Annotated in this window: 21 protein-coding genes and 1 riboswitch; of the genes, 6 read left to right on the top strand and 15 right to left on the bottom strand. The window is 55.5% G+C overall.

From position 1 onward, the window contains the following. Positions 1-51: 51 nt before the first annotated feature. The 5 genes from K7431_RS11815 to K7431_RS11795 form a co-directional block, all read right to left on the bottom strand. Positions 52-318 (bottom strand): hypothetical protein, encoded by a 267-nt coding sequence (locus tag K7431_RS11815; protein WP_012723168.1) that lies wholly within the window; start codon positions 316-318, stop codon positions 52-54. Positions 319-360: 42 nt separating this feature from the next. After that, entirely contained in the window at positions 361-684 is a 324-nt protein-coding gene (locus K7431_RS11810; protein ID WP_012723169.1) for a DUF190 domain-containing protein, read from the bottom strand. 83 nt (positions 685-767) lie between these two features. Beyond that, a complete protein-coding gene (locus K7431_RS11805; protein ID WP_012723170.1) occupies positions 768-1,133 on the bottom strand; it encodes a hypothetical protein in 366 nt (121 codons plus the stop codon). Beyond that, positions 1,130-2,476, bottom strand: a complete 1,347-nt coding sequence (locus K7431_RS11800; protein ID WP_012723171.1) for a voltage-gated chloride channel family protein — start codon at positions 2,474-2,476, stop codon at positions 1,130-1,132. Before K7431_RS11800 ends, K7431_RS11805 begins: the two co-directional genes overlap by 4 nt. Positions 2,477-2,556: 80 nt before the next feature. Next, positions 2,557-2,629, bottom strand: a riboswitch (Fluoride riboswitch). A 95-nt stretch (positions 2,630-2,724) separates the two neighbouring features. Next, positions 2,725-3,048 (bottom strand): DUF190 domain-containing protein, encoded by a 324-nt coding sequence (locus tag K7431_RS11795; protein ID WP_012723172.1) that lies wholly within the window; start codon positions 3,046-3,048, stop codon positions 2,725-2,727. Between the two features lie 137 nt (positions 3,049-3,185). Between K7431_RS11795 and tnpB the strand changes: the two genes are divergently transcribed. Both tnpB and tnpC read left to right on the top strand, forming a co-directional pair. Beyond that, the gene (gene tnpB / locus K7431_RS11790) at positions 3,186-3,581 is read left to right on the top strand and encodes an IS66 family insertion sequence element accessory protein TnpB (RefSeq protein WP_158309467.1); all 396 of its coding nucleotides are present in this window, start codon (positions 3,186-3,188) and stop codon (positions 3,579-3,581) included. Positions 3,582-3,642: 61 nt separating this feature from the next. Then, a complete protein-coding gene (tnpC, locus tag K7431_RS11785; RefSeq protein WP_012723174.1) occupies positions 3,643-5,190 on the top strand; it encodes an IS66 family transposase in 1,548 nt (515 codons plus the stop codon). A gap of 220 nt (positions 5,191-5,410) precedes the next feature. On the opposite strand, the gene K7431_RS11780 is transcribed toward tnpC, so the two are convergent. Both K7431_RS11780 and K7431_RS11775 read right to left on the bottom strand, forming a co-directional pair. After that, the gene (locus tag K7431_RS11780) at positions 5,411-6,559 is read right to left on the bottom strand and encodes a reverse transcriptase family protein (protein ID WP_012723175.1); all 1,149 of its coding nucleotides are present in this window, start codon (positions 6,557-6,559) and stop codon (positions 5,411-5,413) included. 162 nt (positions 6,560-6,721) lie between these two features. Further along, positions 6,722-7,978: a phosphoribosyltransferase-like protein gene (locus K7431_RS11775; RefSeq protein WP_012723176.1), complete on the bottom strand. Its 1,257-nt coding sequence runs from the start codon at positions 7,976-7,978 to the stop codon at positions 6,722-6,724. Between the two features lie 493 nt (positions 7,979-8,471). On the opposite strand from K7431_RS11775, the gene K7431_RS11770 reads away from it, so the two are divergent. Next, a complete protein-coding gene (locus K7431_RS11770) occupies positions 8,472-12,365 on the top strand; it encodes an ATP-binding protein (RefSeq protein ID WP_012723177.1) in 3,894 nt (1,297 codons plus the stop codon). Between the two features lie 327 nt (positions 12,366-12,692). On the opposite strand, the gene mobH is transcribed toward K7431_RS11770, so the two are convergent. Beyond that, on the bottom strand, positions 12,693-14,417 hold the full coding sequence (mobH, locus tag K7431_RS11765; RefSeq protein WP_012723178.1) for a MobH family relaxase: 1,725 nt from the start codon (positions 14,415-14,417) through the stop codon (positions 12,693-12,695). Between the two features lie 221 nt (positions 14,418-14,638). Between mobH and K7431_RS11760 the strand changes: the two genes are divergently transcribed. Next, positions 14,639-14,836 carry a DUF7740 domain-containing protein gene (locus tag K7431_RS11760; RefSeq protein WP_032803416.1) on the top strand — a complete coding sequence of 66 codons (198 nt, stop codon included), beginning with the start codon at positions 14,639-14,641 and terminating at the stop codon, positions 14,834-14,836. A 137-nt stretch (positions 14,837-14,973) separates the two neighbouring features. On the opposite strand, the gene K7431_RS11755 is transcribed toward K7431_RS11760, so the two are convergent. Together K7431_RS11755 and K7431_RS11750 are read right to left on the bottom strand one after the other, a co-directional pair. Beyond that, positions 14,974-15,933 (bottom strand): ArdC family protein, encoded by a 960-nt coding sequence (locus tag K7431_RS11755; RefSeq protein ID WP_043205059.1) that lies wholly within the window; start codon positions 15,931-15,933, stop codon positions 14,974-14,976. A gap of 130 nt (positions 15,934-16,063) precedes the next feature. Further along, positions 16,064-16,393, bottom strand: coding sequence for a hypothetical protein (locus tag K7431_RS11750; protein WP_043205061.1), 330 nt, complete (start codon positions 16,391-16,393; stop codon positions 16,064-16,066). Positions 16,394-16,849: 456 nt separating this feature from the next. Here K7431_RS11750 and K7431_RS11745 point away from each other — a divergent pair, with 456 nt between their 5' ends. After that, positions 16,850-17,215, top strand: a complete 366-nt coding sequence (locus K7431_RS11745) for a DUF3742 family protein (protein ID WP_012723182.1) — start codon at positions 16,850-16,852, stop codon at positions 17,213-17,215. Between the two features lie 8 nt (positions 17,216-17,223). Here the strand turns inward: K7431_RS11745 and K7431_RS11740 are convergent, their stop codons facing one another. The 5 genes from K7431_RS11740 to K7431_RS11720 form a co-directional block, all read right to left on the bottom strand. Next, positions 17,224-18,780: a conjugal transfer protein TraG N-terminal domain-containing protein gene (locus K7431_RS11740; protein WP_012723183.1), complete on the bottom strand. Its 1,557-nt coding sequence runs from the start codon at positions 18,778-18,780 to the stop codon at positions 17,224-17,226. 10 nt (positions 18,781-18,790) lie between these two features. Beyond that, a complete protein-coding gene (locus tag K7431_RS11735; protein WP_012723184.1) occupies positions 18,791-19,099 on the bottom strand; it encodes a hypothetical protein in 309 nt (102 codons plus the stop codon). 3 nt (positions 19,100-19,102) lie between these two features. Beyond that, on the bottom strand, positions 19,103-20,485 hold the full coding sequence (locus K7431_RS11730) for an integrating conjugative element protein (RefSeq protein ID WP_012723185.1): 1,383 nt from the start codon (positions 20,483-20,485) through the stop codon (positions 19,103-19,105). Continuing rightward, positions 20,482-21,438 (bottom strand): TIGR03756 family integrating conjugative element protein, encoded by a 957-nt coding sequence (locus K7431_RS11725; protein WP_012723186.1) that lies wholly within the window; start codon positions 21,436-21,438, stop codon positions 20,482-20,484. The genes K7431_RS11730 and K7431_RS11725 overlap by 4 nt, the downstream gene beginning before the upstream one ends. A 105-nt stretch (positions 21,439-21,543) precedes the next feature. Beyond that, positions 21,544-21,798: a helix-turn-helix domain-containing protein gene (locus K7431_RS11720; protein ID WP_003174132.1), complete on the bottom strand. Its 255-nt coding sequence runs from the start codon at positions 21,796-21,798 to the stop codon at positions 21,544-21,546. Positions 21,799-21,967: 169 nt separating this feature from the next. On the opposite strand from K7431_RS11720, the gene K7431_RS11715 reads away from it, so the two are divergent. Next, positions 21,968-22,240, top strand: a complete 273-nt coding sequence (locus K7431_RS11715; RefSeq protein ID WP_043205064.1) for a LasR-specific antiactivator QslA — start codon at positions 21,968-21,970, stop codon at positions 22,238-22,240. Positions 22,241-22,324 lie beyond the last annotated feature (84 nt).

Here is a 22,324-nt window from a genome sequence, read left to right as displayed (position 1 = left end):
CATTTCGCAATCTCATCTTTGGATTGCCCACCACCATCGCGCTCGTAACGTTCAACGTTGCTGTGCTCTCAGCTCGTAGCCAGGTACGCAGGTGATGGTCACGTCTGCCTTGCAGGATTTCTCACTGGGCATGCGCATCGTGACCAAGGCGCCTTCGAGCGAGGTGACGATGTACCAACCCTCGCTCGATACCTTTTGGCTGCCTGCAATGCCCGCCAAAAAAAGCGCCCAAAAAACCAGTCCTACGAGGAGCGGCCTGTTGTCACGAGCCCAGTTGACGGGGGCTGGCTGTGGACGCAGGTTATAAATTCGGTACATGGCGTTTATCCTTTTTACTGGTTGTCCAACAAACCGTGGTTTTCAGCTTTTCGCCTGGCCCACTCGACCGTACTCGATGGGCAATTTGATAAAGCTCAGCGAAAACGCCTCCTTGGCCAATGCTTCCAGCAACTTCTCGCACCCGGGCTCATCAGTGGATATCGTCACTGTGACCGGATGATCAGCACCGCTGAGGAAATGCGCGGTATGCAAATGTCCTAAATGATCCAGGCCTTCCGTACCGCTCACCAGCGTCGCTCCCAACATGCCCTCTCGTTTGGCGAACTCAACCAGCCACTCCCCGAGTGGAAGATGCTGGTAGTTGGTACTCTGTTCAGTGAAAAACGTCAGTTGAAAGCCATTCATGGCAACATCCTCTAATGTGGCGAGAGCGACCAACGGTTAGTCGGCTATGCCTCTTCATTTGCGAACTGTTTCTTCGAACTGAATTACAAGGCTTCACTGAGCGGTAACTCGCATAAGAGAAGAACTGCTCGCACCTTGCGCAACTCGTCAGCGTGGTCGCGCAGGAAGGTGCGCAGCTTGACCTCTGTATCCAGCAATTCCAGACACTGCGGATGACGCATATCACCAAGCTCCGGGTGATGATGGGAAATGCGATGGCCCGTCAAATAGCCCGCAGAAATCGGTTTGAGCATGACCTGATCAATCTTGGCTTTCTGCGCGACTTTAAGAAGGTGTTGGGCAAGTGCGGGCGCACTCAGGTGATGCCAGAAATTTGTAACTCGAGCCCGACTAGCGCCAGGGAAATAGAGCTGCAAAGCTGTCAGGCGATCTTGGCGATGTTCGGTCATTTCTCTTCCCCAATAAAAGTCACTTTGCGCTCGCTGGCGGATTCACTTTGAGCATGAAATTGCTTGATATCGGAGAGCCGGATTTCCTTCGGCAGAGGACGGTGATGCTTGCTGTGACCGACGCGCTGGGCGTGATAGATCCCGGTATGCCCGGATACGAGGTAACTTGCGATACAGGCAATGGCTGCAAGCGGAGCAATTTCAGGCCCGAAGAGCTCCATGGCCATGACAATGGTTGCCAGTGGCGTATTAGCTGCACCAGCGAAGACAGCGACAAAACCGATACCAGCCAGCATGCCGAAGGGAAGATGTAAGAGGGGCGCTAGCGCGTTCCCCAAGGTGGCTCCAATGTAAAACAGCGGAGTGACTTCGCCGCCCTTGAATCCAGTCCCCAGGGAGACAACGGTGAACAACATCTTTCCAAGCCAGTCCCAAGGAGCCATTGGCATTTGAAAGGATTGGACGATGCTCGGAATCCCCAGTCCGATGTACTTATCGACATCGGTGTAATGGTTGCTACCAAGCGCCCACACTGCCACTGCGATCAGAAGGCCGCCGGCGAATGGTCGTAATGGCGAATAGGAGATAAGTCGTTTAACGAAAGCCCCTAGCTTATGGGTGGTCGTCGCGAATAGCAGGCCAGTGAGGCCGAAGATAATCCCAGCGGCGACCACAGCCATGACGCTCCAGAGCTGCACGGGAACCACTTCGCCAATGACGTAATGCGTATGAACCACTCCCCAGGCTTTCCCCACCTGGTCAGCAACGATTGCCGCAACCACGCAAGGGAAAAGCGCGTCGTAACGCATGCGTCCGATGGCCAACACTTCAAGTCCGAACAAAGCCCCGGCAAGAGGGGTGCCGAAGACGGACGCAAAGCCAGCACTGATACCGGCCATGAGAATCACCCGGCGATCTTCGCGGCGTAGCCGAAAGACATGCGTCAATTGATCCGCAAGAGCGCCGCCCATCTGCACCGCCGTTCCCTCACGTCCCACAGATGCACCGAAGAGGTGGGAAACCACGGTTCCGATTAGCACCATCGGCACCATGCGCAAGGGAATAGTCTTTTTAGGATCGTGGATCTCATCGATGATCAGGTTGTTTCCGGCATCAACTGGTTTGCCTATCAGGTGATACGCAAGTCCCACGGCAAAGCCAGCAACTGGCAGGAGCCAGAGCACCCAGGGATGGGCTTCTCGCCACTGGGTGGCATGATCCAAAGAAAGGAGGAATAACGCAGAGGCAGAGCCTGCCAAAAGAGCTACAAGACCAGCAAGCGCAAGCCATTTCGCAATATAGGGCAGTAAGTCGAGTTGTTCAGGTCGTCGAAATTTAGACATTTGGCCAGCCACAAAAATGTAAGTGGGCCTGACCAAAAAGGGGATTCTGGGCGCGAACGCCTACAGACCTGGTTGATCAGGTTTCTGTAGGCATCATCAGCTGCTACGGGCACAGCGGTTGGTTAATGGAGGAATGCCATCTCCAATGAGCCGATCTTAGCGAGCTCTGTCCAAAATGTAAAATCGTGTTTCGGAGCACGAGGCAAGCGTAGGCGTCTTCGAGTCACCGCTTATGAAAGCAGGCCAGACTAGGTGACTTCTGTTCCGGCGAAGCCCATCTCAACTGGGGTTTTTATGTAAAATAACGAGATATCTTCAAGCTCCAATCGCTTGAATAACTGCACAGATTCGTCCTCGGTAATGGCCATACGAATTTCGGTAGGCTGATCCGCTAGTTCAAAAAAATGCGAGGAATGCAGCCGGCCGGTATGCCCAAAGCCTTCGATACCTGTGGACAGAGTCGCACCCCGCAGTCCCATTTCTTTCGCCAAATCAACGATCCAGTCGCCGAGCATCTTTCCCTGATAGCGACGATTCTGTTGAGTAAAGAAAGTGACCAGAAAACCTTTCATGTTCCTCTCCTAAGCGCGTGCTGATTATTTGATAGGACAGAAGCCCGGCAGCCGTCATTGCCACCCGGGCAGGATTCACACTGGCATCATGCGCACTGGTCAAGTCGGATGCAAACGACTGGTCAAGTCGAATGCAAATGGCTGGTCAAGTTCATGCAATTGCCCAGGTGCGCTCGATTTATTCGAGAGCTTGCCAAGTGATCCGCATAAACGCCATCTGGCTCGCCACCGAGCCCATGGATATGCGCGCGGGTACCGAGACTGCGCTGGCCAGAGTGATCGCAGTATTCGGTGCGGCGAAGCCGCACTGTGCTTATCTGTTTGCCAATCGCAGGGCTAACCGAATGAAAGTCCTGGTTCATGACGGAATTGGTGTTTGGCTGGCGGCACGGCGGTTGAACCAAGGCAAGTTTCACTGGCCCGGTATTCGCAATGGCTGCGAGATGGAGCTGGATACCGAGCAACTTCAGGCCTTGGTGCTCGGTCTGCCTTGGCAACGCGTTGGGGCTGGCGGTGCAATCACACTGCTTTAACGCCCGCCATTAGCCCATTGGTCTATCGCCGCAAACGGCTTGCTCTGGCAAAATTCGCAGTATGACTTCATCGCCCAATCTCGACCAAATGTCCCCTGACCAACTGCGCGCCCTCGCGGCGCAGTTGCTGTCCCAGATTGATTCTCTCGGGCAGCAGGTCGACCGGATGGGCAAGAAGAACGACCGCGACCAAACCATCATCGAGCAGCTCACCCACGAAATCGCCTGGTTCAAACGTAACAAGTTTGCCAAGCGCAGTGAGCAATTGAGCCCTGCCCAAGGCAGCCTGCTCGACGACCTGCTCGACACCGACATCGTGGCCATCGAAGCCGAGCTGAAGGCGTTGAATCCGCCGGCTGCGCCGGCCGAACCACGCCAGCAGCCCAAGCGTGTTTCCTTGCCTGCGCAGTTTCCGCGTACCGTGATTTATCACGAGCCCGACACCACCCTGTGCACTTGCGGCTGCCAACTCCAGCGCATCGGCGAGGACGTCAGCGAGAAGCTCGATTACACGCCGGGCGTGTTCACCGTTGAACAGCATGTGCGTGGGAAGTGGGCCTGCCGTCAGTGCGAAACACTGATCCAGGCACCGGTACCGGCCCAAGTGATCGACAAGGGCATCCCAACTGCGGGCCTGATCGCGCATGTGTTGGTGGCGAAGTTCGCTGACCACTTGCCGCTGTATCGGCAGGAGAAAATCTTCGGGCGCGCTGGTTTAGCGATCCCACGCTCCACACTAGCTCAATGGGTTGGACAAACAGGTGTACAGCTTCAGCCATTAGTTGATGCCTTGCGAGAAGCCGTCCTGGCGCAGCAAGTTGTCCACGCCGATGAGACGCCGGTGCAGATGCTTGCGCCCGGAGAGAAGAAAACTCACCGCGCTTATGTCTGGGCTTACTGCACCACGCCGTTTTCGGCGCTTAAGGCAGTGGTTTATGACTTCAGCCCGAGCCGCGCCGGTGAGCATGCGCGTAACTTCCTCGGCGCGTGGAATGGCAAGCTGGTGTGCGACGACTTTGCTGGTTACAAAGCTGGGTTTGAGAAAGACATGATCGAAATCGGCTGCATGGCTCACGCCCGCCGCAAGTTTTTCGATCTGCATGTCGCGAATAAAAGTCAGTTGGCAGAACAGGCGCTGCACTCGATTGGCGGTTTGTACGAAGTTGAGCGGCAAGTGCGAGACATGAGTGACGAAGATCGCTGTCGAATACGGCAAGAAAAAGCAGCGCCGCTGGCCAAAGCACTGCACGACTGGATGTTGGCCCAGCGCGATCTTGTGCCCAATGGATCAGCAACGGCCAAAGCCTTGGATTACAGCCTTAAACGCTGGGTAGCGCTGACGCGCTACCTGGTCGATGGGGCGGTGCCCATAGACAACAATCCAGTCGAAAACCAGATCAGGCCGTGGGCACTTGGACGCTCGAACTGGTTGTTTGCTGGATCGCTTCGCAGCGGCAAACGGGCAGCGGCGATTATGAGTTTGATCCAGTCGGCACGTATGAATGGGCACGATCCGTATGCCTATCTCAAAGATGTGCTGACGCGGCTGCCGACGCAGCGGGCGAGTGAGATCGACCAACTGCTGCCGCATCAGTGGGTATCTGCCTGAGTCATGCAAGGTGACTTCGGCGGACGCTTACAGCCGGAAGACTTACGGGAGATATTAAATGACTGACCGACGCCCTTCAACGAGAGCGTCACCTCCATCCGCGGCAGTTGTTGGCCGATTGCTGCCTATGCTGAAGGTTGGTAAAGGACCCGTTGCAGCCCGTCATGAGTGGCTGTGCCAGAATATTTCTGTCGGTCGCTAAAAGCGGTCACTGAACGCTTCAAGTGTCCCAGTTGATTTTAACGAACAGCCTATTCATTTTAGATTCCCATTCCGGCTCAACCGATTTTGCATACGAGAGTTTGCCGATCAGGAAGTTTCGCAATCCCCAAAAGGAATCGAAGCCTCGGGCTTTCAGATGTTTTCGGACACCTATATCGGATCTTTGGAGGAAATGGAGGTGGGTGCGAATTTCTTGTTTGAACTCCTTGGTTAGCCTGGGTTGGGCTCCGTCGACCAAGAGTCCCAAAACGATCTTCCGCGCACCTGGCGGTACGATCTGCGTTTTGCTTTTGTTCGGCCACAAGCCATTAGCACGCATGAATCCATAGATCTTATGGATTTTTTTTACAACATCTTCTCTGACAAACTCTTCAATTGAAGAGAACGTAAGGTCATCAGCATACCTGGTGTATATGAGCTGGTTGAGAAGTGCGAAATTTTTCAGGCTCTCATCTAGGTCACGGGCTGCCAGGTTAGACAGGTGGGGGCTTGTGGCCGCGCCCTGCGGCAGATGGCCTATCTGCACAGAGTTGTATGGCAAGCCTTTCTTATTTGGATCTGCCCGGTTCAAGTACACCGGATTGCCAGAAGGGCGTGTACGCGTGCATACCCTAGCCAGTTCGAAAGCCACTAAAGGCTGGTACCCAATGGTTCTAAATATCTCGTAAATCTTTGGCTCTAGAATTGACTCAAAAAAGTTCGTGGCGTCCAGCTTGATAAGCCATCTACAGCCAGCGTGCATGCTGGCAGCGTCGTAGACACTACTCCCTGGGCTGTAGGCATAGCTTGCTTCGTGGCCAGGGATCTTTGCCAGGATCTCCCTGTTAATCCACCGCTGAGCTTTCAGAAGGTAGGGGTGAGGGGCGCACACGAAGCGAAACCGTTCACGGCCAAAACTCCTCACCTGCTTCTTCAGCTTGAAGACCCGGTAAGGTTCTACCTGCTTGTTTCTCGCCACTACCATTCGCAGGAAACCGTAAGGTACACCTGTGTAATGCGCCAAATGCCGTAGTGTAAAAATCGGGGGGAGATTCGGGCTGCATTTATGCAAATGCTTAGCTGTTTCGACCGCCGTTTTGAGGATGGCCGGAGCAACGCCTTGATCGTTGCCAATTCGAATGTAGTGCTGAGAGCTCCAGCGATTCATCTACCTTAGATTCCGCTCTGGCGGATGGGTGCCTCGAAGCCCGCAAGACTTCGCCGGCGAAGATGCGAGGTACCCAACCTCCTGTAATGCGAATGTTCTTCCATCGGACAGCATAGCCTGCTTCCTACAGCCTCTACCAATTGCAGAGGATTCTAGATTCCGCTAAATCGGAGCTCTCAGCTGAGTTGGATAGTAGTGGGTTTTCGATCCATAGACTAGGGGCGTCTCGCTTCGGGGTGGACTCAAACTGTCGAGCAATGCACGCCCTTTTTGTGTGAGGCGTGTTCTGTGGTTGATCAAGCCGAGCTCTTCAGCCATCTCCATTGACTGGAACAGAACTTTCACAGGGAAATCTGTGACGGCAATCAACTCAATGTGACTTCTTCTGCCCTTAGAAACCGCAGCAGTAATCAAGACAGCTGCGCGTTGTGCATTATTGAACTGTCTGTAAGTCATTGACTGGTGGATGGTGGGCAACCCCAGTGTCTCAAATTTCAGATCTACTGATTTCTCATCGTACGGTGGATTCAACCAAAACGCTTCTGTAGAGCGATTGATAAACAAAGGGCTCCAAGGTCTGACATTGCTAATGTTTTGTTCCGTAAAGATCGCGGGCATATTGTTCGGCGCGGAATGTTCAAAGGCCATCAGCGCCCCTACCTCCCCGTAACCGAGAGGATCTCCAGAGAAGCTTCCGTAGTCAGCGCAAAGCGTCAGTATCTGATCGCTTTCACTCGGGTCGAATGAATCGAAAATCGTGGGGCAAGGGTAACAAGTTAGGACGGTTGGCTTGCTGGGGTGGCGCTTCACCGCGTCAATGCCGGGCTTCGAGCCGCTGACGGCGACTACGACTAGCTCAGCAAGCCCATACGACCTCCAGCTACGGATGCTCCTGACTCGCCAGAAAGAACTCAGCATCCTTTTGATCCGGTCACCGCTGCCAATGAAATCGGTCACGATGATGAGTTTTCTCACACCATTGTCCCGTATCTCATCCGCTGACGGATGGAACATAAGTTTACGAGCATGCTGGACGCATAAGGAAGAAAGGGCCTGTGCCAATACCCCTTCGCTGCCAATCACCTGGCGCTTGTTCTTCAATGACTGTACTGCAGGTTTTGCCGCGCCTACGGCTCTCAGGGCAACTCGCCTCCTGGGTTTCTGGCTCGGTACTTTCTCCTCCCTGTACATGGGAGGCGGTAGACCCTTTTTATGTCTTGTGCGCTGAAGCTCTCGCTCGACGTAAATAGCGGAGGAGGGGCTGTTTTTGCACACACGGGTGATCCTTTTCCTCAAGGCCACTCTTACGTCGGTGTGATTCATGTAATTGACTTTAGAGAGCAATAGTTCTGCCAGCGGGCGGTCGGCAGGGTCTTTGTTGAATTGATCTAGCCACAGCTCTATCTCTGGGAGGTACATTTTTCTCTCCGGTCAGGGCGGATGCTCCCCTCAAGCTGCCCGCAATATTGGGCAGGATACCTTGGATCAAGCCTGATTGTTGGGATGCCCGCTTCTCAAACAGTGCGTTGTCGGCAATCTCCGATTAGCTCATTGGCTGTAACGACACACCGGCTGAGCGCAGGCGCGTAACTGCACTCCACTTGACCACCTGATTGCATTGCCACTCAGTCAATTTCCTCGAACTGACCCAGGCGTTTGCATCGGATTTGATCAGCATTGGGTGACCTTGATCGGCAGAAGTCGGGCAGAAGCAGCCATTGGCGCTGTAAGTTCGCCTTCTTCTATGACAGACGAACTTCCTAACCGATATTTTGAGGTGTGAGTGCTATAGACCGCGCTACTCTAGTAGGACCCTGTCGCGAGAGACGGCTGCAACTGCACGGATGGGTAGGACGTGGCGTATAGCTACTATCAGGTCTATTCTCACCGCACAAAAAAACGGGAATAGGACATGACGACGGCGACTCGCCCACTTCACCTACATACCTTGGATAGCCTTTGCGCAGACCTAATAGCAGGTTTATCTGTCGGTGTGGGCGATGATGGAAGTACCTTCCAGCTTAAATCCAGCACGGCGCGTGGCGTGCTTTTTTGGTACACCAAAAATAAAACACGATGGGCGGCCAACGTTCAAACCACTGACGTGGAGGCCATAGTCGACGCCGCTCTTGCTTTGCCGGCTTCCCAGCACACGGCTGTACATGTCAGCCGACCAGACTCTCCACGCATATTTTCGCTCGCCTCGATCCAAGCGCACCAGTTCGCCGGTCTCCATCATGCTGGAACCACCCAAGCCAAACCAAACGACTTCGCCTTTGACATCGAAAGTGGTGTGACGCTCTTCGAAGGCTACAACGGCTGCGGCAAGACATCCCTGATCAACTCCATCATCTGGGCGTTGACTGGGGAGGTATTACGACCACAGCGACCACCAGAGTCCGGCAGCAAGGATTTTGATTTTGAAGTTGATGAAGTCGCCACACATGCAGCTCCACCAGTAGTACCGCTGCCTGACCCGACGCTTGAGTCGCTAACCGCGCAGGCGATTCCGGTCGATACCTGGGTGGAGTTGGTGTTTGAAGACCAAGATAAGCAGCGTTACCGAGTTCGTAGGAGCCTCAGGCGCGTCGCGCGAAATACCTTGAAGGAAGAAGTCTCTGGTCTGGACGAAATGGGCCTCGACCCAATCAGCACGCGGGTTGGTACGACGATTCCCGGTATCCTTCCCTATGTGCAGGTTGGCTCTACCTCCGCATTGGGCAAGGCGGTATCAGAGCTCACGGGTATGGCGCCTCTGGTCCAATTGGCTAACCACGCTAATAAAGCCAAAAAGAAAATTGATGGCGACCTGACAAAAATTAAACGCAGCGAACTAGAGGGTTCTGATGAGGCCTACATCGTCACCCGTAGCGACCTAATAGATTTGATCCATCAACACACGTTAGCCATTGACGAAGAAGCCGTTCCACTACCTTCAGACGATGCGAGCCTTGCGACCAAGCTCGATCACCTTGCCTCTGAGCTTGAAATGCTCAAGACGTCCGGCCTTGATCACGCGAAACAGGTATTAGGCGGCACATTCGATGCTCAGGATGAGAGACAACGGAGCGACTTGATGAAAAGCATCGCACCGGCACTGAGTGCGGTTGGCAAACTGGGCACGCTTCCCTCAATTGCGCGGCTGGGTGGATTGACCAAGCTCTCGGATGATGAAGCGGCGCCCGTTAGGGATTTCATCGCTGCAGTGCGCAAAGAAGCAGAGGAACTTGTTGAGATTGCTGCCGAGCCAAACAAGGCAGCGCGTGTGCGGCTCTACGCGCGGGTTGCAACTTGGATACGGGAACACCCCGGACTGCACGACGAGAACAGTTGTGCGATCTGTGGCCACAGCTTAATCGACGTCGTGGATGAGCTCACAGGGCTAAAGATTAAAGACCACATAAATGGAGCGGCCAAGGAGGGGGACTATGCAGGGCAAACCTTTACTGCTTGGGCGAATCACGTCATCGGTCAAATCACGACGCGACTCCCGGTTGCTATCGCAGCAGAGGTAAGGCGCGACCTTTCAGAAAGCCCGGCTTCACTACTACGTCAAGCGATTGTGGACGAGCTGTTTCTTGATACAGCCTTTATCGAAAGTCTAGCGCCGCTTAAACAGAGCGTTGCCGAAGCCTGCGATCATAGCTTAGCGTCGTTTCCTAAATTTAATTTTACTGCTTCGCCGGAACTGGGAGGGGGGCGCGCTGAACTCAAAACGCTCAATCAACTTATCTATCGGGTTGAGCGCGCGTTGGCCTATCCCGCATGGCGCAAACATGCCACGTTGGCGACGAACAGCTTCATGTCGGAGGTCGTTGGCCAAGAGGCGACTGCCGAGCGCGAGACAGTACCAAGTTCACTCATGGGACTACTGCAAAATTTGCAAGCTGTGGTCGCAGCGATAGCCCCTGTCGACGAGGCCGCCGTAAAGCAAAAGCGGCTGGTGGCTGAGCTCAAGAAACGTCGGAGTTTTGAACAACGACTGAAAGCCTATGGCGAAGCAAGCTTGGCGCTGAAAGAGTGTGTCACCGTAGGTGAGTTGGCAGAGCAGCAAGTTCTGTTGCTGCAACGGAAGCTACGTAGCAGCGCTACCGCTTGGCGCCAGAAGATTTATGCCAGTTCCTTTCCCTCAACCAGCTTGGAGCTTGTCGACACCCGAATGAGCAGCAACGGTGAATTGCAACTGCTAGTCGGTGCTAACAGGCTCGCCGCACCCGCGCAGCACGTGTCGAACGCGTCAGCTCTACGCGCAAGCCTCCTGGGCTTTTATCTTGCTTACTGGCAGTACATGCTCAGCGAACGCGGAGGCTTGCAGTTGCTCCTGCTGGATGATCCCCAAGAACTGCTTGATGGGGATAACCGCGATAGGCTTGCTGAAGCTTTATATGAAATATACAAAGCTCGTGCGCAATTGATCATCACCACACATGACACGCGCTTCGCCATCGCAGTAGCCAGACGTCTGCAGGGCAAGTCAGTCCCCTTTAACCATCAGTATGTACACCCTGCTACGGCCACCAGAGGCACTATCTTCCTGACACCCAGCGTTTCCAGAGTTCAGACGGCATTTGAACAGTTTAAGGCTCACCCCGACGATCCTAGGGCGGCGCAGGACTATCTAGCAGAATGTCGTGTATTTCTGGAGGGGCGTATGGGGGACCTGTTTGATGACCGTGCGTACCCCGCAGCCGCGACGGTCAGCTTTGCGCCTACGCTCGGCGACCATCTAAGCCGATTGCGCGGCCTGATCAAGAACCCACCTAATGAGTTGTTCAAGAGCCCGATCATCAAGGGCTTCGTCAACGATCACGCGCTGAACGAGGGTTCCCCAACTCTAGGACTGCTCAATAAATCCCATCACAGAGATAAAGAAAGAATTCGCCCAAAGGACGTGTCTGATATCAAGGAGCATCTTGAGCGACTACGTAAGGGCGTAGAACGTGCGCATGAGGAGTTTCGAACCTTCAACCGCCGCGAGCCATTAGCCATACCTTCCACCACTATGGCCGCTTTATGTCCTGCTGAAGTATCGGAGTTTCGAGTTTCCATCAGAGCCTCCCTGAAAGCGTTTGTGCGAGGTGCCACGGTGGGCGACTCTCAGGAAGTTGAGTTTGAGGAAATTACCTCCGACTGGTTCCAGTCCAAAGCGTTCTTCTACATCAGGTCGAACACATTAGGGTTCGCGGGGCCACAGGGCAGCGTGGCGATTGTTGAGATAGAGGCCTCTGCCCCAACGGATCGACAAATTGTCATTGCACGCATGGGGAAAGATGTTTTTGCTCGCCGGTTGCTGAAGCCCCAGCACTCAGAATTTGTCGCTCTAGCCGCCGAAACGCCTGATCCACGCAAAAGTCCGCCGACTCAGTTGCTACACGAAAACCAGTTGCTGCTGCATCCGATTGTAGGAATGTTCTTCGGTAGCCTAGACTTCGTGCCCAGCTCCAAAAATGAAGCAGTGCAGGTTCCTGCGGTTCCTCAGATTCAGAAAATCCAGTCTGCGTACCGTATCAAAGAGGATAGCGCTGTACCCCTCGCACTCCCTGATCAAATCGCACTGGGTGGTGCAGCCATTGCCATGGACGAGTTCGATGCGCATCTCGACGAATATGTTGCGTTGCACCTCGACGATGGCAGCAGCCTATTTAAGCGGGTAGGGGCCAAGCTCCCTGCACCGCTGCAACATCTTCGCCAATTTGAATCTATTGGTGGGCTGGGTTTAGCGGATGTTCTTGCTATCGACTCTGAACATATTGGGCTGAGAAGAGTGCTTGATGCTGTTTCCATCATTGGCGTCCTGTATCGATAAAGCCGACGCAAATGGCACACGATGGCTTTTTGGGGCCAGAGCGCTTGCAAGTGCACTGATACTCGGCTTAGAAGCAAGACTGCACATTGCGCAGCATTTTTGATAATCAGATTCATCGTAACTTGGTGGGCTAGTTGCAGTTAGGAGGCAAACCAGACGTCGCTCTTGGCCGATTGTTACCTGTCGCGAAGGCTGCGGTCGATCCGGGATTGCTGTCGACGAAAAGAGGGGGAGCGCCTCAGGATAGCTAGTAAAACCATAACGCAGCGTGCGTGAAGCCCAAAGCCAACTCTGCGATCCGATCTTCAACATGGGAGGCCATTGAAATTATTTTTTTTCGATTTTAAGAAAGGGATTGTCGGAAGGCATAATGTTGAATAACAACGCTGGAGTATCGAGAAAATAACCTTTGAGATTTGCTTTCTTCCGAGGACCCTCGATCTTACAGATCCATATGTTCAAGCCATCGTCACGTTTTCTGTGAATCTTCAGTTTCTCAAATTGCTTCTGCACCCAACGCCATTCTTCGGCCTCTTGGCAGGAGCCTTGAGAAATACCGGGAAACTCCTGCGCGTAGCGTTGGAAGAGGCCAGGTGTGACTAGAAATACGCTGCCACACACCGTGTGGATTTTGGCCTTGCTGTCATTGATGATCAGCTTATGGCTGAGGATGCCCTCCTTGACCCAATTCAGGAATGCCTGACCAGGGTTGTCCGATGAAGGATTTGAGATTTCGAGGGTGCCAGCTGACGATGCGTTGCTGACCTCAGACTCTTTCAGCTCGAACATATCCAACAACGTGTCGAGGTAGTCGGCATCCTCCATCGCCATGGGATCGGGTTGCGATGGGCTTTGACGCGATCCTGTACTGACAGTCTCTGACGCTGCTGGTGATGCCGGGGCGTCAGTCGGGTGGTCATGGACTGCAATGCTCACTGTTCCGCTGAAAGTTTCGGGACGGTCTTCGTTCCCCCAGATCAACGCCGGTTGAAGACGCAGAAACGTAAAGCTCTGCTGCCAGTTCCCCTGCGCAACAAGCGCAGTCCAGATGGCTTTGCCTTCTGGCGTGGACTCGACCAGCCCATGCGACTGCAGTTCGTCGAACACCGCGAGGTTGGACGAGGGAATACCCTCAATCGCTTGCGACAGCAGATAGGCTCGCAGCTTGTCGGTGACCGTCTTACTGACCAGCCAGAGTGCATCTTGAGTGAGCCATCCCGCGGCACCCGGCTGGTTGAGTTTCAGCTCGTACTGAGCCAGATGACGCAGTCCGCTGATCAAGTGATGTTGCAGCGAATGAATCGGCGCTTGCAGCGCCTTACTCGGGTTGCCACCGATGTTCTGCGCGGTGGAGACGCGGTCGGCCTGAATGACCAATTCGCCCAGCACGCCGGCACGTTCGTATTGACCCGCCAGGACATACAGCAGGCAGGCCCACAGCGACGGAAATCCACTAAGCCAATCGAAGATCGGACGGTCGAGAATCTGGGTGTAGAGCAAACCTGCAGCGGCGCCGTGCAGGTGATAGTCGCGACCTTTGACATAGCGAAAGCGGTAGGGCTGATCCAGGGGACCGTGCCAAGGATGCCAAATACGGCCATCCCGACGCTCGACCTGCAGGTCCACGGCGATCTTGCCGATGTCATGCAGCAGGGCGCCATAGGCGATGCCAGCCGACCAGGCATCGGTCTGGGCGGCTTGGTCTTCGGGCGCGGCGCCGGTGGGAAGCAGATAGGATTGGCGCAGTTTCAAACTGCAAGCGACCAGCTCCAGCCCATGGTCGAGCATGCCGCCGAGATACGCATGGTGGTGTGTTTCGCTGGCCGGGAGTTGCTGGACCTGTTTGGCATAACGATGGATCGGATTTAAATAGAGCTGGCTGAACTGCGCGTGGGAGAGGGCGGTGTACTGCCAGATGCGATCGAGCAACTGGCGGCGGTGCTCCGCGGCTAACAAGCTGTGGGCCGACTCTATAGGCAGGTAGCCTTCCGCGACGCTTACGATCGGTGGCGGAGGGAGCTTCTGCCTTTTGTGGCGAAACAGACTGAGCATCGTGACCTCCGGGAGGTGGCTGGGTCAGTGGCCTTTTAGCCTTTTCGGATAGGGCTCTTACCCTTGAATCTCCATTCCCTTCCAACCCTTACCCATCCTTTTGGCGCCTGTCCTTTTGTGCGGCAATCGGAATATTGATACGGCTAGGCATCGTTTTGTTGGGGCTAGTACGACAAAGACAAGAGTCGGTACACTGCGGTGCATATTATTTGGGTCTTGTCATGAACCTCACTGATGCCACGCTCGTGCTGCTGCTCGCGGCACGTATCCATGGGACCGACGAAGCCGTGAGGGCCTCGGCGAAGAGCGTGGTCAAGAAGTTACCACGCAGTAAACGCGATCTGATCTACAAGGTGATCGACAGCCGGAGTCCGCTCGAGCTGGTGGATTTTCTGGCGCAGAACCTGGATACGGAATGACATGCTGCGCGTGTGCGCCCCTCTGTTGTTCTTTGCGTGAGGGGCCCGCAGCGTAATGTCGTCTGTTTTCTGGAAACAGAAAAAAGGGCTCAACTCGCGTTGGGCCCTGTGAAGCGTTTGCAGCGGTGAGGTAACGATCAAGCTCCATCGTTCATGCACAGCGAGTCATCCAAGACCGCTTGCTTCAGTTGCTGCTCCAGGTTGAGTACATACTCCGAGGCGCTTCGGGCCTGGCCACTGGCACGAAAGATCGCGCGCTTGTCAGCCTTGAGCAGGCTGAGCCAGGAATCGATATAGCCCTCGTGCCTCAGCTCTCCCTGAATGCCGGCGTAAGCACATAAAAACGCAGCGCCCATCTCGGCGATCAACTCCTCAAACGCGTAGCCTGGCGAGCCGAACGGACAGGATGACGTCACGCCTTCGCGCTGCAACCGAGCGTGATGCCCGGTCCAGTGCGTCAGCTCGTGAAGTGCGGTGGCGTAGTACCCACCTTCATCGTGGAATTGCGCTTTTGTCGGCAGTTGGATGAGATCCCTGATCGGGTGGTAAAAGGCTTCGTCGGCAGATCGATGAACGATGTTTGCGCCAGTACTTAAGAGCAGATTTTCTGCAGCACTGTTGGCTAGGAAGGGGGCGGTCGGGCCCGCTTCGAGCAAGGTTTCGTTGAACGTTTCGAGCCCTTCCGTTTGCTCGATGTTGAACAAAAAATGCGTCCTGAGAATGCCAAAGTGAGCGACCTTGGGCTGACCGTTTTCATCGAGTACGGGTTGGCCTGACTCAGTCTGTTCCTCGCGCTCCATCGGCTTGTAGAGCACAGCCAGAGTGCTGTGCTCACCCTTACGGATGTGCCCACCGGCCTTTTTAGCTTGGTTGAAGGTCAGCCAACGATCTTGAGTGAACCCCTGCAACCTGGCCTCGGCCCAGAGCAGCGGTAAATTGATGCCCGAATACGGACGTCGCGTGATGGCATTGATGGGGTAGGGTTGATGGCCGATGTAAGCGGAGCCACTTGAGGACCAGGGTTTGATCCAGGGAGCAACGCCTTGGTCTAACGCGGTAACGATCTTGTCAGTTACGTCTTGGTAGATATCGCGCATGGCAATTTCCTCGAGAAAAAAATGGAGGAACGCCTTGCCCGCCGGGGGAGGGTTCCCCGGTGGGTGATGGGCTGGATTGATGCAGGCCTGCATGCCATCCGAATGTGGAGGTGGGCGCCGCCAATTGCGCTTAGCGCTGGTGTTCTCCTGCAAGCGCTATCAGTAAGGCGCCAGGCTGACCCGGTTCTTGGAGTAGGCTGAGACTCAATTGCAGCAACGGGTCGTGGTCGAAGTGATCGGTTGGTTCAATGTGGACTACCTCGAACAGCACATAGGGCTTTTGTGGATAGGCCAGGTGGGCTTCGAAGGCTGCGCGCAATACATGGCTCAACCGATCGACCTGCAGCTTCCCAGCGTGATCGGAACGCTCGAGCTGTACTGCGCGTTGCCACGCGTCAGGTGTGAACACGATGGGCAACCGAAGGGTGTTCAGTGTTTCCGGCGTAAGTGAGTCGGGCATGGTATGTCTCCGTTGAAAACGCGAAGAAACCTGTCCCGTGCGGGAAAAGATTTCCCCGCAGTGGGTTGAAGAAAATCAAGAGGGGTTTCCTGACGAGCAGAGCTCGAAAGGCGCTCAGGAGAGCAGTAGGCGTTCATCACCGTAGAAACGGTCACCGTGCGAGCTACCGAACGCTAATCGCACTTGGGGAGAGCCATCATCGAAGTGACGTAGCCTTGAAGGCTCTGACTACCTGGGAAAGTGCTGTCGATAACAGCGATCCGTACCTTGTATTTAACTGGACGATTTGTATGGGTCAATGACTGTAGAGACGCTGTTTCACGGAGCTTGTCTTCTGTCTTCCAGTGAAGATTTTTCGGCTGGGGCAAACTGATAAACGGTCAGGCACGGGCCGATTTCAGTAGTACGCTATTGCTCTTGTCTCAACCATGAAAACGCTCAGAAGAGGGCGAGACCATGCCGATTCAGCAACCTGTTCAGCGTTCACGTGCCCACCGCTGGGCGTACGTCTGTGGTATGTCGGTGAAGCGTGGTTACCGCAGGTTGAAAACGTTTGAATCCCGCGTGGTTGAGCGTGCGGAGACAGTAGGTATGCCCGCAGGTAAAATTCTTGTTCGCGGGAGTTTTCTGGCTGCCAAGTTGGCTCTGCTCGGAGCATTTATTTTTGTTAGCTTCTGGTTGTTTGTGCTGATGTGCACAATCGTCGTATTAGCAGCTATCCCAATTCAAGATTCAGACACTCCAGGTATTGACGATATCGATAATCCAATGCATAGAACGTCTTGGCCTGAGCGGTACGATAAATGGGGTTCTCTGAAGTAGTCTCTTGGTTATTTTGAGCTCGATTTACCCGAAACAATTCTTGCACCGTTCATCAACTGAGAGGTTCCGTTAGAGCTCGCTGTCTGTGCTGCGTGGGTTCCCCTGCTGAGCATTCCTTCTACGCCTGAACCTACGCTATATCCGGCCCAACTCATGGTGGCTAGAAAAACCAACGGCAGCACGATGAACATCGCCCCCATCACGTACTCGATCACCTGCGCGGTGACAGTCCCATCCATAAACCCGGATGTGGGCAGCGACAACAGCACCTGATTGGAAGCCGAAACCTGGTTGTACAGGGTATCGAGCATGCTGGAGTCGACCCAACGCGCTAGTTCCCACCAGAAGGTCAGCATGTGTAAGGTGAACAGCGCGAACGTCACGGTCATGACGGTCTTCAACTGATAGGTACTGACCAGCAAGATCAGCGGCAAGCTGATGATGATGCCCATGATCAGGAAAGCCTGCACCATCGGCAGGGCGGCGCGTAGCGCATTCATCGCCGGGAAGTTGCTGAAGGAGCCGAGGGCCAAGCCGGTATTGGTGGCCAGGTTATTAAGCCCCTGATTGATCGAGCCGCCACGAGCGCTGGAACCATAGTCCTGGTACACCTGTCCGGGCGACATAGACATCGATTGCTGGCGCGGACTGACCAGTTCGCGCAGGGTGGCATCCTCGATCTCGTTGCTCGAGCGGCCAGTCAGCCAACCTTTCAGCTGAGTCAGCAGAGAGGGATCAACCTGCTGGATCAACCGCTCGCGCAAGCCAACACCGCTGTCGCTCCACCACTGCTTGCAAGTGGGGTAGCCCGCGCCATTCTCCAGCCGCGGCAAGGAAACATCGCGGCTTTCGTCATACGGCCAACTGATTCGCGGTGTGCGTGAACGATCCGTGTCGTAGTAGCCGGGCGTGTCGAGAAGATAGCTTGAGCCGATCCAGGACGCGTCGTGACTTTGTGCCTTGTCCAGTTGCGGGCGATTGGTAAACAACCGAGAACGGGAATAGCCATAACAGTCGCGGGTGAAGTCGGCGACTTCCTGCAGCAGTACCTGGCTGTTGATACGCGAGCTGTCGATCTCCATGCGCATCTGCCGAATATCCGGTGCGCAGGGAATGGAGGCGGTGGCTGCGGCGGTTACCCCTTTGCTCAAGGCATGCACTAGAAACCACCAGATCGGTACGTTGGCGGAGCGTTCGCCGATAGTATTGAAGGTCGTCCCCCAGGCCGTTTCCGTCGGTTTGGCCACACTCACGCCGCAACGCTGACTCGCCGCATCATCGAACGTCATTGAGACGAGGCTCAACGGAAAGACCGGCGCGCAGCCGAACAACACGACGATGTAGGCCAGCCACAACCGGTTCTCGATCCGCGGCACCGAGAGCAGTCCCTTGTTGCCTTCATCCGCGCCTTGCTGACGGGCCGACAACCATTCTTGCAAAATGATTGCGCCAAAGGGGGCGGCGAACAGTCCAGTGTCGGACAGGACGCTCCAGAGGCCGTTGTTGATGATCCAGGCCAGCAGGGAGAGGTAAAACTCCAGGTAGCTGTTGGTGCTCATGAGCATGACGGTGACCTCACAGTCGGGTGAGTTCGACGCAGGTAAAAAGCACGAGCCCTAATGCCCCGATGCGCCTCACGCGCAGTCGATCCTGTGGTCGATGTCGGTAGCGCCGAAGCAGATCCACCCACAGCGCAAAGAGGGCGCCGTAGAGCAGGGTACGCCACCACCGCAGATAGGGCCGTACGGATTCGAATGCCGGCTGCCAGGACTCGAGGCTACCCAGCTCAGTGCGGCCGATCCAGGCGACCAGTGCGGCGGTCAGGACCATCGCCGCAGCAATTCCCAGACTCGAAAGCAAAGTGAGTAGTGGTGAGCGTTTCATGGCTCACTTACGCCGGGCGTCAGCGTCATTGAGTCGACCGGGCTCGGGGTCGCCTTGCTCGACGGCACGCGAAGCATCGGCACCACCGGCATGCCGATCGAGCACCAGGCTGGCGGTGTTGGTGGCCAACATCTGCCGGACCTGCAGTTCGGTCTGCAGCAGGCGTATTTCGCGCTCCAGTGTGTCGATGTTTTTCGTCAAGGCGGTCTGGGCCGGCTCGGCGGAGGCGATGTTCGGTTCGTAACTGCCCGCCAGTAGCGTACGCAGTAGCAGCAGTGCCTTGTCGAGTACGCTGGATAGGGCCGTCTCGCTGGCCAGGCGTCGTGTCAGCAGATCCTGGTCGGGGTCATCGCGCAGGGCTTCAATCACGCCACGGGTCACCGGCAGCATCGGGCTCGAGGCTTTAGCCAGGTTGTCAGGGGTAGGCGGCAGTGAGCCCGACAGCAGCCCTTGCAGGGCCTTGAGGCGTTCGCTGTAGGCCTCCTGAATCAGCGGCGTCAGTCCGCTGCCAGCGGTCGCACGCAGGGTTTCGCAGCTGTCGCAGGTTGCGACTTCGGTCTCGCCCAACACGCGAACTGCCCATTCGGACTCTTCCTGGGGCGAGGTCCAAGTCTGGCAAATGGCCCCACCCAGGCAGTCGTTGCTACTGATCGAGGCACTGTCATCCGCCGACCGGTTATGCAGCAGGTTGTAGCCTGCTCGCACTACGTCGGAGGTCACTCGAATGGGTGTCTGCCCACTACCTCCAGCCTTTGAGCCGCCGACCCAAGACACCCCATTGTTGCCGTTATGGGTCTCGGTATGTTTTACCGCAGCCACCGCATCACCGCCGGTTTGCTCCAGATTGCCCTGCATTTCTTGGTTCTTGGCCAGCGCGCCCCAGCCGGCTTGACCGACCTTGTCCGCCATCTTCTCGGCCATGGCCTGGCAGGTCAGCTTGGAGCGGTCGAAGTCGATACGGCCTTGCATCACCCCGTTACTGAGCAACTCATAGAGGCCGGGGTTGGCGCGCTGGATGATCAACGCCGGTAGCGACATCACGGCTTGGGTCGCGTTCTGCACGATGCTGCCCATGATCTGCTGGAAACCTTCGGTGACGCCGTTCAACTGGTTTTGCAGGGTGTTGGTGAGGCTCATGTTTCCGCACATCATGTTCGCTCGCCATGACCCACCGACACCAAGAGCACTGGGTCGGTAGAGCGAACTCGGTGAGCCGACTGCCGAGCCGCCACCAATGGTGTACATCACCCGGTCGTCGAGTACTTCGCCCTGGGTGCCCAGGCGGTAATCACCTTCAGCAGCGTGGGCATGAGTGGCCATGGCGAACAATCCACAGAGCAGCAGGCCCTCCACGGCAAGCCATGGTCGCGCGAGAAGCCGACTCATGACGCATCTCCTTCGAAGTCGATGCTGAACAGAAAGGTCTGCCCCTCACGTTTGCAACAGCTATAGCGCCGCCACAGCGACCAGGCGTAGCCGCCATCCGTGCTCTGTACCGGATCGCTGGGGAAGATGGCGCACGTCGGCTGAACCTGGGGGTAGAGCAATTGCCATTTGTGGGTCGAAGCGTCGTTCTCAACGATCGGGCCAGGCGGCCAGTAACCGTCGTGCTTGGCGGGCATGAGTGGTAAGTACACATGCGGTTGCCCGTTGCGGGTGATGACATCGCCAGCCCGTTGCGCCATGACTGCGGCCGCCTTGAAGTCGTCGGGTTGTACCAGAAAGCCTTGGCGGGGATAGATGTTACCCCACATGTTTCCCGAAGCCTGACGACCAATTTCACGGATCCCCGGCATGAGCGACTCGGGATAGAAATTTTCCGGAATGCCATGACGCCAGGCCAGCGAGTCCAGGGTGCTCAGGTAGTAGGGCATGAATGCAGTCGCGCCGCTGGCGCAGGCGTAGCCGGATTGCGAAGCCAGTTGCGTGGCGATCCAGCCACCGGGGTGGCCAATGCCATCGACGTTCTTGAAGCGGGGCAGGTTGGCGCGGTGGGTGTTCGGCGTGATCAGGTTGCCACCACCTTCCGCACCGCTGATGGGGGGAGAGAGGGTGGCCATCTCGGCCCAGGGATTGTTGCCGGTGGTGGCGTAGCTCGAGACCACCAGTTCAGGAATGAAATGACGAACCTTGGTCGAGGTTTTGACCTTGCAGCCGAAGGGCGTGCAGAGGAGCCAGAAACAGATGCCGACGACCCTGTATTCGAGACAGTTTGGAGAAAGCACGGAGGAGGTGATGCTGGCGGTGTCCAGCGCCATGCTTGGGCCGCACGCTAGCAGGATGCTTAGCGCCAACGGCCGTAGCTTTGTGGGCGGGATTGACGAGCAGGCAACAGGCATGATCCAGGCTCTTGGTGTATGGCCTGGGCAGGTTCGGTTAGGGACTGAAGACTGTCAGTGGAAATTATGAAGGCGGATCTATCGGGTTTCTGAAACGTGAGACTATTATTTGACGTGAAGGGCGCTGCGCAGGATATCGGGTTCCACAAGTAACTGATCTGCGGTAATTTCGAAAATATTGGCGAGCTTGCACAGGACCAACAGCGACGGATTGCCCGTGCATCGTTCGATTTGACTGACGTACGTGCGATCCACCTCGGCCATGAGCGCGAGCTGCTCTTGGGTAAGGTTTTTCACGCGTCGCATCAAGCGGATGTTTTCCGCCAGCTGAAGACGAAGCTGTTCGTAGTCTTGAGTCATGCGCGCAAATTGCGCCTTGAGGGACTCTCAATCCACGGGATATAGTCTACATTGGCATTGATCTAGGCCATTTGATGCTCATGCCCCTTATCGAGCGTTCATTTGGTTTCGTTAAGATTTTCGAAGCTGGGCCCAGCGTCTAACAATAAATCAGAAATCTAGGGTGTGTATGGACGAAAACTACATTTCAATTCCTGCGGCGGATGGTTGCCCAAGTCTTCTGACACCTTGGGGCAACGAATTTGCCCCAATGATCGAACGTGGCGTGCAATGTGCTCAGGCTTGGCTTGATACGCCTGGCGAGATTCCACTGTGGTGGGAGCTGGCGCAAGCGCGCAAAACCTTTCCTGTCGGTGACTGCCAGGATGCCTTTGAAGCCGGATTCCTGTTGAGGATTCAGCAGCGGCTCAGCAGTGTGCCACCCAGCCCAAATCAAAGCTGAGAAAAAAGACCTTTAAGACGCGTTCATACTCATGGCTTGAACGGCTCCCGTTGTTCAGCAAGCGTTTCAGCTGCTGAAGCCCCA

This window comes from Pseudomonas fluorescens group sp. (genome assembly GCF_020093335.1).
Lineage (GTDB): Bacteria > Pseudomonadota > Gammaproteobacteria > Pseudomonadales > Pseudomonadaceae > Aquipseudomonas > Aquipseudomonas petroselini.
Note: the sequence above shows the minus strand (reverse complement) of the source record. Positions and strands in the feature narration are given on the sequence as shown.

What these genes read in the sequence shown, in the direction of transcription:
- K7431_RS11740 (WP_012723183.1), bottom strand. Translation starts at nt 18,780, where the DNA reads ATGCTCATGAGCACCAACAGCTACCTGGAGTTTTACCTCTCCCTGCTG.
- K7431_RS11745 (WP_012723182.1), top strand. Translation starts at nt 16,850, where the DNA reads ATGCCGATTCAGCAACCTGTTCAGCGTTCACGTGCCCACCGCTGGGCG.
- K7431_RS11725 (WP_012723186.1), bottom strand. Translation starts at nt 21,438, where the DNA reads ATGCCTGTTGCCTGCTCGTCAATCCCGCCCACAAAGCTACGGCCGTTG.
- K7431_RS11755 (WP_043205059.1), bottom strand. Translation starts at nt 15,933, where the DNA reads ATGCGCGATATCTACCAAGACGTAACTGACAAGATCGTTACCGCGTTA.
- K7431_RS11770 (WP_012723177.1), top strand. Translation starts at nt 8,472, where the DNA reads ATGACGACGGCGACTCGCCCACTTCACCTACATACCTTGGATAGCCTT.
- K7431_RS11800 (WP_012723171.1), bottom strand. Translation starts at nt 2,476, where the DNA reads ATGTCTAAATTTCGACGACCTGAACAACTCGACTTACTGCCCTATATT.
- K7431_RS11795 (WP_012723172.1), bottom strand. Translation starts at nt 3,048, where the DNA reads ATGAAAGGTTTTCTGGTCACTTTCTTTACTCAACAGAATCGTCGCTAT.
- tnpB (WP_158309467.1), top strand. Translation starts at nt 3,186, where the DNA reads ATGGCTGGTCAAGTTCATGCAATTGCCCAGGTGCGCTCGATTTATTCG.
- K7431_RS11805 (WP_012723170.1), bottom strand. Translation starts at nt 1,133, where the DNA reads ATGACCGAACATCGCCAAGATCGCCTGACAGCTTTGCAGCTCTATTTC.
- K7431_RS11780 (WP_012723175.1), bottom strand. Translation starts at nt 6,559, where the DNA reads ATGAATCGCTGGAGCTCTCAGCACTACATTCGAATTGGCAACGATCAA.
- tnpC (WP_012723174.1), top strand. Translation starts at nt 3,643, where the DNA reads ATGACTTCATCGCCCAATCTCGACCAAATGTCCCCTGACCAACTGCGC.
- K7431_RS11735 (WP_012723184.1), bottom strand. Translation starts at nt 19,099, where the DNA reads ATGAAACGCTCACCACTACTCACTTTGCTTTCGAGTCTGGGAATTGCT.
- K7431_RS11750 (WP_043205061.1), bottom strand. Translation starts at nt 16,393, where the DNA reads ATGCCCGACTCACTTACGCCGGAAACACTGAACACCCTTCGGTTGCCC.
- K7431_RS11720 (WP_003174132.1), bottom strand. Translation starts at nt 21,798, where the DNA reads ATGACTCAAGACTACGAACAGCTTCGTCTTCAGCTGGCGGAAAACATC.
- K7431_RS11815 (WP_012723168.1), bottom strand. Translation starts at nt 318, where the DNA reads ATGTACCGAATTTATAACCTGCGTCCACAGCCAGCCCCCGTCAACTGG.
- mobH (WP_012723178.1), bottom strand. Translation starts at nt 14,417, where the DNA reads ATGCTCAGTCTGTTTCGCCACAAAAGGCAGAAGCTCCCTCCGCCACCG.
- K7431_RS11760 (WP_032803416.1), top strand. Translation starts at nt 14,639, where the DNA reads ATGAACCTCACTGATGCCACGCTCGTGCTGCTGCTCGCGGCACGTATC.
- K7431_RS11775 (WP_012723176.1), bottom strand. Translation starts at nt 7,978, where the DNA reads ATGTACCTCCCAGAGATAGAGCTGTGGCTAGATCAATTCAACAAAGAC.
- K7431_RS11810 (WP_012723169.1), bottom strand. Translation starts at nt 684, where the DNA reads ATGAATGGCTTTCAACTGACGTTTTTCACTGAACAGAGTACCAACTAC.
- K7431_RS11715 (WP_043205064.1), top strand. Translation starts at nt 21,968, where the DNA reads ATGGACGAAAACTACATTTCAATTCCTGCGGCGGATGGTTGCCCAAGT.
- K7431_RS11730 (WP_012723185.1), bottom strand. Translation starts at nt 20,485, where the DNA reads ATGAGTCGGCTTCTCGCGCGACCATGGCTTGCCGTGGAGGGCCTGCTG.